General features: G+C 25.6%; 13 protein-coding genes, 10 tRNA genes, 1 other RNA gene and 2 pseudogenes. 9 read left to right on the plus strand and 17 right to left on the minus strand.

Annotation, left to right across the window (positions count from 1 at the left end; all coding sequences use genetic code 4):
- Positions 1–26: 26 nt before the first annotated feature.
- From AAHM85_RS03545 to AAHM85_RS03585, 9 genes are all read right to left on the minus strand, one after another.
- A tRNA-Asp gene (locus tag AAHM85_RS03545) sits at positions 27–102 on the minus strand.
- Position 103: 1 nt separating this feature from the next.
- A tRNA-Met gene (locus AAHM85_RS03550) sits at positions 104–178 on the minus strand.
- A gap of 21 nt (positions 179–199) precedes the next feature.
- Positions 200–289, minus strand: a tRNA-Ser gene (locus tag AAHM85_RS03555).
- A 13-nt stretch (positions 290–302) separates the two neighbouring features.
- Positions 303–379 (minus strand) — tRNA-Ile (locus AAHM85_RS03560).
- Between the two features lie 7 nt (positions 380–386).
- Positions 387–463: transfer RNA gene (locus tag AAHM85_RS03565), tRNA-Met, on the minus strand.
- Positions 464–496: 33 nt separating this feature from the next.
- Positions 497–572, minus strand: a tRNA-Ala gene (locus AAHM85_RS03570).
- 12 nt (positions 573–584) lie between these two features.
- A tRNA-Pro gene (locus AAHM85_RS03575) sits at positions 585–661 on the minus strand.
- A 1-nt stretch (position 662) separates the two neighbouring features.
- Positions 663–739 (minus strand) — tRNA-Arg (locus tag AAHM85_RS03580).
- A 107-nt stretch (positions 740–846) separates the two neighbouring features.
- Positions 847–922, minus strand: a tRNA-Cys gene (locus AAHM85_RS03585).
- Positions 923–1,260: 338 nt separating this feature from the next.
- On the opposite strand from AAHM85_RS03585, the gene AAHM85_RS03590 reads away from it, so the two are divergent.
- Positions 1,261–1,944 carry an IS1595 family transposase gene (locus AAHM85_RS03590; protein ID WP_342261017.1) on the plus strand — a complete coding sequence of 228 codons (684 nt, stop codon included), beginning with the start codon at positions 1,261–1,263 and terminating at the stop codon, positions 1,942–1,944.
- Positions 1,945–2,060: 116 nt separating this feature from the next.
- On the opposite strand, the gene ssrA is transcribed toward AAHM85_RS03590, so the two are convergent.
- Positions 2,061–2,476, minus strand: a transfer-messenger RNA (tmRNA) gene (ssrA, locus tag AAHM85_RS03595).
- A gap of 137 nt (positions 2,477–2,613) precedes the next feature.
- Between ssrA and AAHM85_RS03600 the strand changes: the two genes are divergently transcribed.
- The 5 genes from AAHM85_RS03600 to AAHM85_RS03620 all read left to right on the plus strand — a co-directional run bounded on the left by AAHM85_RS03600 (position 2,614) and on the right by AAHM85_RS03620 (position 4,948).
- Entirely contained in the window at positions 2,614–3,003 is a 390-nt protein-coding gene (locus tag AAHM85_RS03600; protein WP_342261018.1) for a transposase, read from the plus strand.
- Between the two features lie 64 nt (positions 3,004–3,067).
- Positions 3,068–3,415: a transposase family protein gene (locus AAHM85_RS03605; RefSeq protein WP_342260488.1), complete on the plus strand. Its 348-nt coding sequence runs from the start codon at positions 3,068–3,070 to the stop codon at positions 3,413–3,415.
- A 4-nt stretch (positions 3,416–3,419) separates the two neighbouring features.
- Complete coding sequence (locus tag AAHM85_RS03610) at positions 3,420–3,914, plus strand: transposase family protein (protein ID WP_342260487.1); 495 nt, start codon at positions 3,420–3,422, stop codon at positions 3,912–3,914.
- Positions 3,915–4,050: 136 nt separating this feature from the next.
- On the plus strand, positions 4,051–4,827 hold the full coding sequence (locus tag AAHM85_RS03615; protein ID WP_342261019.1) for an IS3 family transposase: 777 nt from the start codon (positions 4,051–4,053) through the stop codon (positions 4,825–4,827).
- Entirely contained in the window at positions 4,790–4,948 is a 159-nt protein-coding gene (locus tag AAHM85_RS03620) for a hypothetical protein (RefSeq protein WP_342261020.1), read from the plus strand. The genes AAHM85_RS03615 and AAHM85_RS03620 overlap by 38 nt, the downstream gene beginning before the upstream one ends.
- A gap of 295 nt (positions 4,949–5,243) precedes the next feature.
- Here AAHM85_RS03620 and smpB read toward each other — a convergent pair whose 3' ends face one another.
- On the minus strand, positions 5,244–5,675 hold the full coding sequence (smpB, locus tag AAHM85_RS03625) for an SsrA-binding protein (RefSeq protein ID WP_342261021.1): 432 nt from the start codon (positions 5,673–5,675) through the stop codon (positions 5,244–5,246).
- A 276-nt stretch (positions 5,676–5,951) separates the two neighbouring features.
- Here smpB and AAHM85_RS03630 point away from each other — a divergent pair, with 276 nt between their 5' ends.
- Entirely contained in the window at positions 5,952–6,344 is a 393-nt protein-coding gene (locus AAHM85_RS03630; protein ID WP_342261022.1) for a hypothetical protein, read from the plus strand.
- Here the strand turns inward: AAHM85_RS03630 and AAHM85_RS03635 are convergent, their stop codons facing one another.
- The 5 genes and pseudogenes from AAHM85_RS03635 to AAHM85_RS03655 form a co-directional block, all read right to left on the minus strand.
- A complete protein-coding gene (locus AAHM85_RS03635; protein ID WP_342261023.1) occupies positions 6,345–6,959 on the minus strand; it encodes a hypothetical protein in 615 nt (204 codons plus the stop codon).
- A complete protein-coding gene (gene rnr, locus AAHM85_RS03640) occupies positions 6,932–9,208 on the minus strand; it encodes a ribonuclease R (RefSeq protein ID WP_342261693.1) in 2,277 nt (758 codons plus the stop codon). Before rnr ends, AAHM85_RS03635 begins: the two co-directional genes overlap by 28 nt.
- Positions 9,209–9,314: 106 nt before the next feature.
- Positions 9,315–9,578, minus strand: coding sequence for a preprotein translocase subunit SecG (gene secG, locus AAHM85_RS03645; RefSeq protein WP_174480339.1), 264 nt, complete (start codon positions 9,576–9,578; stop codon positions 9,315–9,317).
- Positions 9,579–10,005: 427 nt separating this feature from the next.
- The gene (locus tag AAHM85_RS03650; protein WP_342260524.1) at positions 10,006–10,884 is read right to left on the minus strand and encodes an IS1595 family transposase; all 879 of its coding nucleotides are present in this window, start codon (positions 10,882–10,884) and stop codon (positions 10,006–10,008) included.
- A gap of 139 nt (positions 10,885–11,023) precedes the next feature.
- Positions 11,024–11,809 (minus strand): annotated as a pseudogene (locus AAHM85_RS03655) (transposase); the annotation flags it as partial.
- Positions 11,810–11,906: 97 nt separating this feature from the next.
- On the opposite strand from AAHM85_RS03655, the pseudogene AAHM85_RS03660 reads away from it, so the two are divergent.
- Positions 11,907–12,176, plus strand: a pseudogene (locus tag AAHM85_RS03660) (transposase); the annotation flags it as partial.
- A gap of 161 nt (positions 12,177–12,337) precedes the next feature.
- Positions 12,338–13,219, plus strand: coding sequence for a DegV family protein (locus AAHM85_RS03665; protein WP_342261024.1), 882 nt, complete (start codon positions 12,338–12,340; stop codon positions 13,217–13,219).
- A 50-nt stretch (positions 13,220–13,269) separates the two neighbouring features.
- Here AAHM85_RS03665 and AAHM85_RS03670 read toward each other — a convergent pair.
- Positions 13,270–13,344 (minus strand) — tRNA-Trp (locus AAHM85_RS03670).
- Positions 13,345–13,396: the final 52 nt, after the last annotated feature.

Below are 13,396 nucleotides of genomic sequence, written 5' to 3' on the forward strand. Positions count from 1 at the left end.
AATACTGCTTATGTTTTATTTTCTAATGGCGGTCTTGACGGGGATCGAACCCGCGATCTCCTCCGTGACAGGGAGGCGTATTAACCACTTTACCACAAGACCGTGGTTGCGGAGACTGGATTTGAACCAATGATCTTCGGATTATGAGCCCGACGGGATACCACTTCCCCACTCCGCGATGTATAAAATTTAATAATAATGGAGGAGGCTGAGGGATTCGAACCCTCGAGCACTTGCGCACTGACAGTTTTCAAGACTGTTCCCTTCAACCGGACTTGGGTAAGCCTCCGAGTATTTAAGTATGGTGGACCCTATCGGATTCGAACCAATGCTCGCCCGGTTATGAGCCGGGAGCTTTAACCAACTAAGCTAAGGGTCCTAGACTATGGTAGCGGGGATGGGACTCAAACCCATGGCCTCTCGGGTATGAACCGAACGCTCTAATCAACTGAGCTACCTCGCCAGTTTTAGTTTAAATGTTTAACCGATATATAAATGGTGGACCCTATCGGGATCGAACCGACCACCTCCTGCGTGCAAGGCAGGCACTCTACCAAATGAGCTAAGGGCCCCTTATTTAATAATGGTCGGGAAGACAGGATTCGAACCTGCGACCTCTCGGTCCCAAACCGAGCGCTCTACCAAGCTGAGCCACATCCCGATGGTGCGCCTGGCAGGACTTGAACCCACAACCTTTTGATCCGTAGTCAAACGATCTATCCAATTGATCTACAGGCGCATTTAATTACTAAAATTTATAGTAAATCATTAAATCATTAAACCTAATCAATTATAACTTATTAAAAGTAATATTTACAAGTATATTTGCAAATATTATTAATATTTTGGAGGAGCCGATCGGATTCGAACCGACGATCAAAGTTTTGCAGACTTATGCCTTAAACCACTTGGCCACGGCTCCAAATATAATTAAAAAAATTTAAAGACTTTTCAATATTACCAAGACTAGTTACTATTTGCAACTTGTTTTACAATATTATTCATAAAATATTTAAATATTTTTTTATTATTTATTTCACTAATTAAAATTTTATAAAGTTATTTATAATTAATTATTAAATTAAATAACGGACTTCACCCCACATGTACTTGTGGAGGGAACAATGAAACTGAATGAGTTCAACAATGCTTTTCAAACTGAACAGAATGTCTTGCATATATAGCAAATTTGAAAGAAAACAAATGTATTAGGTGTTCTAGTTTTAATTTGAATACTTCTGATTAAAAAGAATAAGATGTTTGAAATGTAATCAAACATTTAGTATTCTCACGGGTACCATATTTTCAAGGTCACAAACATCTTTAAGATCATGATTTTACCTCATCTTTAGATGAATAAACACCAAACATGGAATTCCGTTAACTGATGTTTCAAAAGAATTGGAAGTGACCTTAAAAACAGCATGGAGAATGGGTCATAAAATTAGAACACGTATTGCAAAACAAGAACCTCAATTTATTGTTAAAGGCACAGTGCAAATTGATGAAATGTATCTTTCACATATGGCTTTTAAAAAACAAGGAAGATCCTTGAAAAATAAAACATTGATTGTTGGCATTTATGAAAAAACAACTAATAATTTAATTGTGAAAGTATTGAAAAATGCAAAGAGTAAAAGTTTTTTGAATTTTGCAAGAAGCCATATTTCTTCAAAATGTCATGTATGTACTGATGATTGAAAAGGATATTGCGATTTCAAATTGGTTTTCCCAAAACATAAAACAGTTAACCATCAAGATGGTTATGTTTCAAAAACTGGTGTAAATACCAATCAAATTGAATCAGTTTGAAAACATATAAGAAGAACATTTAAAACACATATCAAAGTTGCAAAACATCATGTTTATTTATATGCCAAAGAAGCTGCATATAAATTCAACAAGATACCTAGTTTTGAAATTGTAATGCTGTGTTTAATTTAAAAATGTGGGGAGAAGTCCGTAGATACGCTTTTCTCAGCATTTATGTGATAAAATTAAAAAATAGTACATAAAGGGAGAAAAGCGATAAATAAAAAAACAATTGTACATTTAATTTATGGTGGAGATGGCGGGGATCGAACCCGCGTCCAAAAGTTAACTGACTAACTGTATCTACAGTTTAGTATAATTTAGAAAAATCACTATTTAATAATAAATTATACGAAATTATGAATAGCTAGTTAATGGAAATTCGAAAAAATTTATTAACATCATTTTTTCTAGTTTATCCTATGATACGTTACTAATAATGATAAACTTGCTATTAGCAACGGTAGTATTTACTTCTTAAGTAATTAAGCAGGTAAAACTGCTTGATTTCCTAAACCAAATCCAAAGTTGTTTAACTTTGTTGTGAATCAGTTAGGTACTACGGTTTTAGTTTGTTTTCCGGTTATGAAACCTCGTAGTATTATGGTCTACCAAACCACTGCCACAATTAGTTGTTCACTCCTGTCGAAACCAGAACATCCCCGCTAATATTATACATTACTTTCTACTATAAAGCAATTTTTGGTTTTCTTAAAAATACGGCATCAGTCACTTAAGTTTACCAATTAATATTTTCAATCTGTAATATAATTAAAAATAATTAATACAGAAGGAGAAATTATGAATTATAAAGTTTATTCAAAAGAAACAAAATTAGCCGTTGTTAATGAGTATTTAGTTGATAAAAAACTAAAAATACATGAAATTCAAGTCAAATATAAATTATCAACTCCAGTATTAATTTATAATTGGGTTAACCAATATCAAATTAAAGGTGAAAATGCATTCACCAAAATTTCTAAATCCCAAACTTCTCACAGGATCGATAAGAAAGATATTGAAATTAAACTATTAAACAAAGAAATTGATAAACTTAGAAAACAAGCTTTAAAAGATGAGGTTGAAAAAGAACTTTTAAAGGAGCAATTAGCCTGTGAAAAGAAATTAACAAGGGGAAAAAATAGTAAATTATTAAAATATAAGTGTTTTTTAATAAGACTTACTGCATAACTAGTTAACTTTTTATTTTTTTGTTATTATTAAAATAAAATTTGAATAGTTAAGGATAAACTTTATGACATATTTTGAATTAAAAGATAAATCTGATCAATATTTTCGTAAAATAGTGGGTATTAATAAACTCGTTTTTAACGAAATTTTAAATATTTTATTAGAACATCAAAAACTCAAAACTACTATTGGTGGAAGGCCATATAAAATGTCAATAGAAGATCGACTAGTAATGAGTTTAAGATATTTATATGAAAATCGTACATATCATAGTATTGGTGCTGAGTATGGTATGGTTGATACTACTGCTTTACGAAATATTCGTTCAATTGAAGATATTTTAATAAAGAATAATAAGTTTAATAATTTAACAAATAAAAATATTTTTTTAAAAAGAAGAATTAAAAAATAAAATTTTGATAATTGATGTAACAGAGGTAGAAACAGAACGACCAAAATATAACCAAAAAGATTGATTTTCTGGTAAAAAATGAATGCATACTGTTAAGTTTCAAACCGTAATTAATGCAAATACTAATGAAATTTTAAATATTTTTTCTGATATTGGTAAAAATCATGATTTTAAAACTTTTAAGAATTCAAAGTTAAAGTTTTTACCAGAAACTATAATTCTTGCAGATAAAGGTTATCAAGGTTTACAAAAAATTCATGCTAATACATTTTTACCCATTAAAATTAGCAAAAATAATCCTAAAACAAATAAAACCAAAATCTTTAATAAGATTATTAATAAAACTCGTAGAAAAATTGAACATGTTTTTGCATTTTTAAAATGTTTTAAGATTATTGGTTATAAATTTAGAAAAGCCAGAAAACGAATATTTTTAAGATTTAATTTAATTGCAGGATTTTATAATTTATCATTAAAACTTAAAAACGTTATGCAGTAAGTCTATAGTAGAAAAATATAAGCAAAAAGATCATCAATTAAATAAAATTATTGTTTACATAGCTATTAGCAAAACAGCATACTATTTATGAGTAAAAAAAGGTAAAAAGCAATATCAATCAAAAATTAATGATAATTTGATACAAGCAATAAACAAAATAGTTCTCATTAAAAATGAAAAAAAGTACATTAATATCACTAGTTTTGAAAAAGTAAGATTAGAGTTAAAAATAAAAAATAAAGGTCTTAAATGCAGTAAAACAAGCATAAAACAAATATTAAAAGATAATAATATTAAATTATTATTAGAACCTAAATCAACAAATAGAGTAGTAGAAAATAGTGATTTAAAAAATAATAAAGATTTATTAAAACGTAATTTTTCAAGTAATAACTTTCTTGAAAAAGTTGGTATGGATGGCACATGATTTAAAAATATAATTATTGGTAATAAAAAAACAAAATTATTAGTTGTTTTTGCTACTGATATGTACAGTAATTCAATTGTTGGCTGAAAAATAAACAAAAGTGAAAATGCCAAAACTGTGTTAAATGTGGTTAATCAAATAGAATTAGCGAGTGCTAAACAATGTAATTTTACGACTATTCAATCAGATTTAGGTTCTGCTAATACAAGCGAAATTGTTAGTAAAGTTTTTAATACAAGTACTAATCTAATTCACTCAAAAAGTCTATCAGGTTTTAAAGGTAATCAAGTTAGTGAATGTTTAAATCGTTGAATTAAAAGAGATTTTAAAATGATGTTTGGTAGCACTTTTGAAAGTATGGAAAGTTTTAATAAAATATTAGAAAAATTTGTTAGATATTGAAACAATGATAGAATAGTTATTAGATTGAAAATGCCTCCAAATCAATTTGTACAGATTTGAAGACAAGAAAGTAAACTTATCTAACCAATGCCGTTTAAAAAAATGACTCCAATCTTATTTAAATGAATTTTGTTTTAAATATAATAACCGTAAAGAAAAAATCACATTTAAAAATATCATAATTAAATTATTTATTAAGAATTAAGTGTTAACCAATAAGCGTAAAATTCCGAAAAATAATTACAGTAAGTGAAATGATTACTGTAATACTAATTGCTTCAGTTACTAAATTAGTTAATGATAAAACTAAAAAATTATTAATAACTTTTAAACTATTAATACCAAGATAAAGAAAAAAATAATAACTAATAAATAATCATTGCCACTTATTTATCTTTTGTTTAAACAGAAAAAATAAATAAAAGCTTGTAAATAAACAAAAGATTATTAAGAAAGGTAATCATATTATCATAGTTTTTTTTCCTTTCTTAATTAAATTATTATTTTTTGATTTGTCTTACTGCATCACGATTTTTAATGGTCTCTCTTTTATCATAATTTTTTTTACCACAAGCCAATGCTATTTCTAACTTTGCTCTACTTTTACTATTTAAATATATCATTGTTGGAACAACAGTTAAGTTTTTTTGCTTTTGTTCTTGTTGAATTTTTTTAATTTCGCGAGCATTTAAAAGTAATTTTCTTTTTCTTAATGGATCAAGTATATAACTAGTAGTAAATTTATAAGTAGTAATGTTCATATTAATAATATAAGCTTCATTATCGCTAAAAGTTACATAACTATCCTGTAAAGATACACTGCCTAAACGAATTGATTTAATTTCAGAACCAGTCAAAACAATTCCCACTTCTAATTTTTCTAATAATTCATAATTAAAGTACGCTTTTTTATTTTTTGCAATTATTTTCATTATTTCCACCATTATTTTCATAAACTTTATAATTAGATTATATAATAATAATTTCATAAATACTGAAATACTTACTTAAATTTGTTTTTTATTAAGAACATGCTATAATTTAATGAAGGTTAGATTAATCAATAGTTTTTCTAACAATGATTAATGTAAAATTAAACATAAAATTAATATTTGTTGTATAGCGACCCAAGAAATAAATTTTATATTTGTTTTACGGGTTTTTGTTAATTTTATATATTAATAAACAACTGAAAGGAGTCTAAGGACATGGCAGGAGAGTTAAATACTAAAGCAACAGCAGTAAAAAATAGTCAATTTTATCAAGGCGATTTGGGTTTTGATAAAAATAATAATGATAAAGTAATTATTTATAAAATTTTAACTGGTAAAAAACTTGAGGTTTGTAAAATTATTATTGATGAACAAAATCATATTTTAAAAATTTCTACTAAAACGGAAATTATTAATGAAGATGAATTTGAAATTTACACATTTGCTTTAGAAGCAGATACTGCTGATTTTATCTTAAAACTTATTGCTAAAAATCAAATTAATACTGAAATTAATTATGCATTTATAAATAATATTGAAGATTCTTATAATATATCTGAATCAGACTCATTAGAAGAAAAAAAGAGAAAAATTAGGAAACTCTTTTAACTATTTATAAATTTCTTCTCAATTATAAACTGAACCATAACACAAAGCTTTAATTTTAAAATCATTATTATTATTGATAATTTCTAAAATAGTTTGGGCAATAGAAATCCCTGAGGCAACTATATCATCAATAATAATAATGTTTTTTTTATTAAAAAAATTAATATATTTAGGTAATAAATGAATCTTATTAGTAATTTCCATTTGTCTTTCGCTAACTTTTAATTTATTTTCTCAAAATTTATGGTAGTTATCAACTTGGAAAATATTATTAATAAATAATATTTCATAATTTAATTTTTTTTTAATAATTTTAACCAATTCAATTATTACTAATTCTAAACTACTAACTGAAGTAGGCTTTTTTGGCATCATAATAAAATAATCTAAATTTTCAAACAAATTAAATTTTTGACCAACTTCAAATAAATTAGTTGCTAATCTTATTACAATATCTTGTTCAATATTTACTTGCTTAATTAAGTTATAATCTTCATTAACTCATAATAAATCCAGATATTGTTTTAAGCCTGGCGATTTAAAATAATTATAATAATAGCATTCAATGTTAAGATTGCTTTGTTGAATTAATCTTTTTTGCCCTTGTATTTTCATTTTTTTACTCCATTTTTCTTTTCACTTTTATTTTTTTTAACTTTACCATTTAGTTTTATCTTTTTTCTATATTTAAAATTATTTGCTTTATACATTTTTGATGATTGATTATTATTATTTTTATCACGGTTTTTATTTTGTTGACCATTTTCTTCTAAAATAAAATCAATAGTTCTAGCAACTTTATTTGCACTTTTAACAAGAATACTGACCTTTTGACAAAGAGCATACTGTTTTCGTTTTCTTTCACCAAACAAAATCATTGCTTTTTCATTAAAAATATAATAATCATCAGTCATGTCTGCAATTCTAATTAAACCCTCAATCGTATTATCTAACTCAACAAATAATCCAAAACCAGTTACACTAGAAATTATACCTTCAAATTTATGACCAATAAATTGCATCATGTATTCTGCTTTTTTCATTTGATCTACAGCTCGTTCACACTCTAATGCTTTTAATTCCATATTACTAGATTGCTCAGCAGCTCAATTAGTAAAACTTTGATATTTCTCAATTATTTTAGCATTTATTTCTCTTTTAACTATATACTGACGCAATAAACGATGAACTATTAAATCAGGATAACGTCTAATTGGTGAAGTAAAATGTGTGTAATAATCACTAGCAAGTCCAAAATGGCCAATACATTTATTAGTATATTGTGCTTTTTCCATACTTCTTAATAATAAAGTTGATAAAACTTGAAATGTTGGTAATTGTTTTAAAGAATTTAATAATAATTGTAAATCTTTTGAACTAATATTTGTGATTTTTGGATTTAGTTTAATGCCCATTAATTTCAGAATTGTAACCATTTGATGCATTTTTTTAGAACGAGGATGTTCATGAACACGATAAATAAATGGTAATTTCATATCAAATACAGTTTTAGCAACTACTTCATTGGCTCTAATCATAAAACTTTCAATTAATTTTTCAGCGATATCGCGAGTTCTTAAAATAATATCAGTTACTTCTCCGTTGTCATTAATAATTGTTTTTGCCTCATTAATTTCAAAATCAATTACTCCAGCATCTTGTTTAAACTTTCATAAAATTTGGTGTAATTCTTTTGCTTGTAGTAACATTTCTCAAATTTGTGGATGTGTTTTAATAAAATTTGGATTTTTACCATTATATCCATCATTTACTTCATCATAATTGATTCTTCTTGCTGATTTCATAAATGCCTGATAAATTTTATGTTTTACTGTTAAACCGTTCTTGTCAATTTCCATATCACAAACCATACATAAACGTTCTACTTGTTCATTTAAAGAACAAATACCATTTGATAACTGCGTTGGTAACATAGGAATAACACGATCTGCTAAGTAAACAGATGTACCACGAGTAAATGCCTCTTCATCTAAAGGACTATTTTCTGTTACATAATGACTAACATCAGCAATAGCTACAATTAAACGATAATTACCATTAGCTAGTTTAGTAACACAAATAGCATCATCAAAATCTTTAGCATCTTTGCCATCAATTGTAACTAATAACTCTTTAGTCAAATCAATACGACCAATTTTATCTGATTCTAAAACTGTTAATGGCACCTTATCTGTTGCTGCTAATGTTTCAACATCAAATTGTGCTTTAATACCAATTTCATAAATAACAGCTAAAATATCAACACCAGGATCATTAATATTACCCAAGATTTTAGTAATAGTAACATTAAAAATATTTTGTTCAAAATTTTTAATTTTTGCAACAACAATATTATTTTCTAACGCTTTATCAGGGTTTAAAATATTAACCTCATACTGTTGTAACTTTGCATTTTGAATTAATAATGTTTTTACTTTCGTATCTGCATTAACAATAACAGTACCAACAAGAAGATTAGTATCGCGTTTAATAATTTTTAATACTACAGCTTCATCAGTCTGATTATTAATTTTTACTAACTTACATAATACTTCATCATTATTTAACGCATTATTTATGTTTTTTATATTAACATAATATTCTTCTTCACTATTTAATAATTTAACAAATCCAAATCCTTTTTTAGTAATTTGAATTTTGCCAATAAATAAATTATTATTTTTTAGCATATAAAATTGTTGTTCTTTATTTTCCAAAATAATTTCACTATTTTTCAATTCTTCTAAATCAGCAATAAGTTCTTGCTGTTGATGATGATTAGTAATATTAAGTTTCACTGTTAAATCAACCGTTGATAAAGGTGTAATACTATTTTGTAACTCATTAATAATCTCTTGCTTCATTTCAATCAATCCCAACTTTATCCTAATTATATAATTAATTATAATCTATCTTTTAAAATTTATAAAAAGGCACACTAAAATGTGCCTTTTTATAAAATAATTATCATTAATTTATAACTCCAATAGTATTAATAAGAATTCTTACTATTATTGCCATAGTAAATAACGATATACCTAATACTAAAGTGGCAATAGAAAATAACTTACTTCAACCACGTTCTTTAGTACTAGCAAATAATTCTTGATTACCCCCACTTAAAGCACCAAGTCCATTATGATTTTTTTTACCTTGTAATAAACCTAAAATTACTAATAATATAGCGATAATTAAGGCAATAATTTCAAAAGCAAAAATAATGTTTTGACTCATTTTGTCACTTCCACTTCTTTATAATATTATTAATATTACACTTAATTTTACTAAAAATAAAAAAATTTTCATAATTATTATTAAACTTATTTCATAATTAAAATTTTAATTATGAAATAAGTTTAATATGTTATGTTTTATAATTACGAAAGAATACATTCTAAACTGCTAAACACCAATATTACAAATAAAAATTTAGAATTTTATACTAAAAGTGGTCTAGTAATCAGGCCCAATCAACCAACAGCACCGTACATAACTATTTAACAATAAAATTAAATTTCTTTTATAATTCCTTTACAGGAAAATTTATTAACTACTTAAAGAAAAATTATTTTTTTAAGTTATGCACCAAATCTATTATATTTTTTTGTAAAAACTGAGCTAATTTATTAACTTTCGGAATTTTACGCTTATTGGTTAACACTTAATTCTTAATAAATAATTTAATTATGATATTTTTAAATGTGATTTTTTCTTTACGGTTATTATATTTAAAACAAAATTCATTTAAATAAGATTGGAGTCATTTTTTTGAAACTCAATGAAATTGGCCGATAAAACCTCTTTTTAATATTGCTCAAAAACTTTCTATTGTATTTGTATGAATACCATTATAAGAAAAATATTTTTTGTGATTAACTTGTTCATGTGGTAAAATTTTATTCATTTTATAATATCCACGATATTCATCAGTAAAAAGAATAGAATTGTTAATATCAACATTTTCTTTAACTATTTTCATTAAATCTTCAGATTTAATACTTTTATTTTTTGCATGAAATAATTTAACATTACCATTTCGTTCAATAATGCCAACAACACACTCTTTACTAGTTCCTCTACCACGTAATGAGTTATTTTTATTATCAACATCATTATATTTACGCGGTTTTCCACCCACATATGTTTCATCCATCTCTAATATTTTTGCTAATAATTTAATCTCATCATTAGCCATTGCCTTTCTAATTTTATGCATCATTTTTCATACAGTTGCTAAACGTAAATTTAAGTCTCTTGAAGCTTGAGATGATGATAAACTTTTTTTAGCATTAGCCATTAATACTATTAAAATAAATCACTTTTGAAGTGGTACACGTGTATGATGAAAAATAGTTTGAGCAGTTACACTAAAAGACTTATGACATTTTTTGCATTTATAACGCGACTCTTTTAAAACAGAGTTAACTTTTTCACTAAAACAAAAAAGACATTTTGGTTTGTTATTTCATCTTATTTCTTCTAAAAATTTTATACAAGATTCTTGGTTTGGAAATTTATTTATTATGTCTAAAATATTCATTTTCAATCACCTTTAATTAGATTTTATTTTACTAATATCTAATTATAGTTTTCAGAAATAATAATGTATATAAGTTATTGCCAATAAACGTAAAATTCCGTTAACTTTTATTCTGGTTCAATTTCTAAGAACCTGTTTAGAATCTTTTTAATAAAATTGAAATAAAGGAAAGAACAACCATTTGTAAACTAGTATTTAATTTTCTTTCACAATTTTTTCATAATCTTCTACATTTTTCTAATCAAGCAAAACTTCACTCTACAACTCATCTTTTTGGTAATACTACAAAAGAATGTAATTCATTACGTTTTACAACTTCAATATTCGCATTTATAATTGTTTTGATTGCAGAAGCAAATTTTTCACCAGTATAACCAGCATCTACTATTATTTTTTGAACTGTAGAAAGATTTTCTTTTTCATTTTGAATCATTATTATGGCACTATTAGGATCTGTTTTTTCTGCTGTAGTTACGTAAATTGCATGTGGTAAACCTTGAGAATCAACAGCAATATGACATTTTATTCCTGAAATCTTTTTACCAGCATCATAACCTTTGTTTTTAGTAGTATCTGTATTTTTAACACTTTGTGAATCAATTATACAAAAACTGGTTTTTTCTTTTCGATGATTATTGATACGAACTTTTCTAACTAATTTTTTTTAAAATTAATTGTCATATGCTAGGTTCTTTACCATTATTTTTACTTCAAATTTGAAAATAATAATATACAGTTTGTCATTTTGGAAAATTTTTTGGTAACATTTTTCATTGACAACCACTTTTTAATACATATAAAACTGCACAAAATACTTCATATAAATCTAAATTTCTTGGTTTTGTTTTCTTTTTGACATTTTCTAAATTAATCTTATGTTCTCAAATTGCTCTTTAGTGACATGACTTGGATAATTTTTATGCATATATACCTCTTATTTTAAAATATATAGTAATTTTACCTTATTCTCTAAAAGATTCTAAACAGGTTCTAATAGTCCCATAATAATGATTCAAAATGAAAAAGAAAATCTTTCTACAGTTCAAAAAATAATAGTAGATGCTGGTTATACTGGTGAAAAATTTGCTTCTGCAATCAAAACAATTATAAATGCGAATATTGAAGTTGTAAAACGTAATGAATTACATTCTTTTGTAGTATTACCAAAAAGATGAGTTGTAGAGTGAAGTTTTGCTTGATTAGAAAAATGTAGAAGATTATGAAAAAATTGTGAAAGAAAATTAAATACTAGTTTACAAATGGTTGTTCTTTCCTTTATTTCAATTTTATTAAAAGATTCTAAACAGGTTCTAAGAAAGAAGAATCAACCACTCCAAAAACAACATATTAACTATTTTATATATCTTTCAACGATGAAAGTTCATTTTTAAGTAAAAAATATATGCTATAATTTAACAAATAAGTAAAAAATATTATAGTTAGGGTGAGAAAATTGAAAAAAAAAATTGGTATTGTTGCTGATTCCTCTTCAGGATTTTCAATTAAGGATTTAAAAGAAATGAATATTGGATTTTGTCCATTATTAATCACTTTTAGTGATGATAGAACTATTACTGATGACCCTAACATTCTAAAGGATGAAGAATTCTATAATAGAATAGTTCATAAAAAACAATCTGCCAAAACTTCACAAACACCACTTGGTCAAATGAGTATAATTTGAAAAGATGCTTTAACTAAATTTGAAAAAATTATTTTTATTCCTTTATCAAAGGGGTTATCGGGTCAATATAACACTGCTACCATGTTATCAAAAGAATCTAATTTTAAAGATAAAGTTTTTGTTTTTGATAGTAATGGTGTTTCAATTATTAACTGACTATTAGTTAAAAAAGCATTTCAAATGTCACTTAACGAAAAAAATAATGTTAGTGACATTATAGAAACGCTAAAATTAATAAGAGATAACTATATAGCATTTATTTTACCTTATGATTTAAATTATTTAGTTCGTGGTGGTAGAATTTCAAAATCAGCAGCAGCCTTAGCTACTATGTTAAAAATAACTCCAATTTTATCTTTTGACGGAAGCATTGATAAATTTGATAAAACAAGAACATGAGATAAAGCTATTAAAAATACTCTTAAAGAAATTAATAAAAGTAAAAAAATAGAAAGTATTACTCTTTTTTACATTATTCATGCTTTTGCTGATCCAAAAGAAATAGAAAAAGTTACAAAGTGTGTTAAAGATTATGGCATTAAAAACGTTAAAACCATCAATTTAGCAAATGTAATTTGTGCTCATACAGGAATTGGAACCTTCAGTTTTGTTGCTTTTAATTTAGATAAAGATAAATTACCAAAATTATAATAATAAAAAATTCACTTTTATGAGAAACATTTAAAAGTGAATTTTAATAATGGCAGGGGTGGCAGGACTCGAACCCACAACACTCGGATCTGAAGGCCGATGTTCTACCATTGAACTACACCCCTAAAATATTTAATTTAAATAGTACATGTTCAATTTTACGCGAAAGAAGTTTTA

This window comes from Spiroplasma endosymbiont of Notiophilus biguttatus (assembly GCF_964030985.1).
In the GTDB taxonomy this organism is placed as follows: domain Bacteria; phylum Bacillota_I; class Bacilli_A; order Mycoplasmatales; family VBWQ01; genus Spiroplasma_E; species Spiroplasma_E ixodetis_A.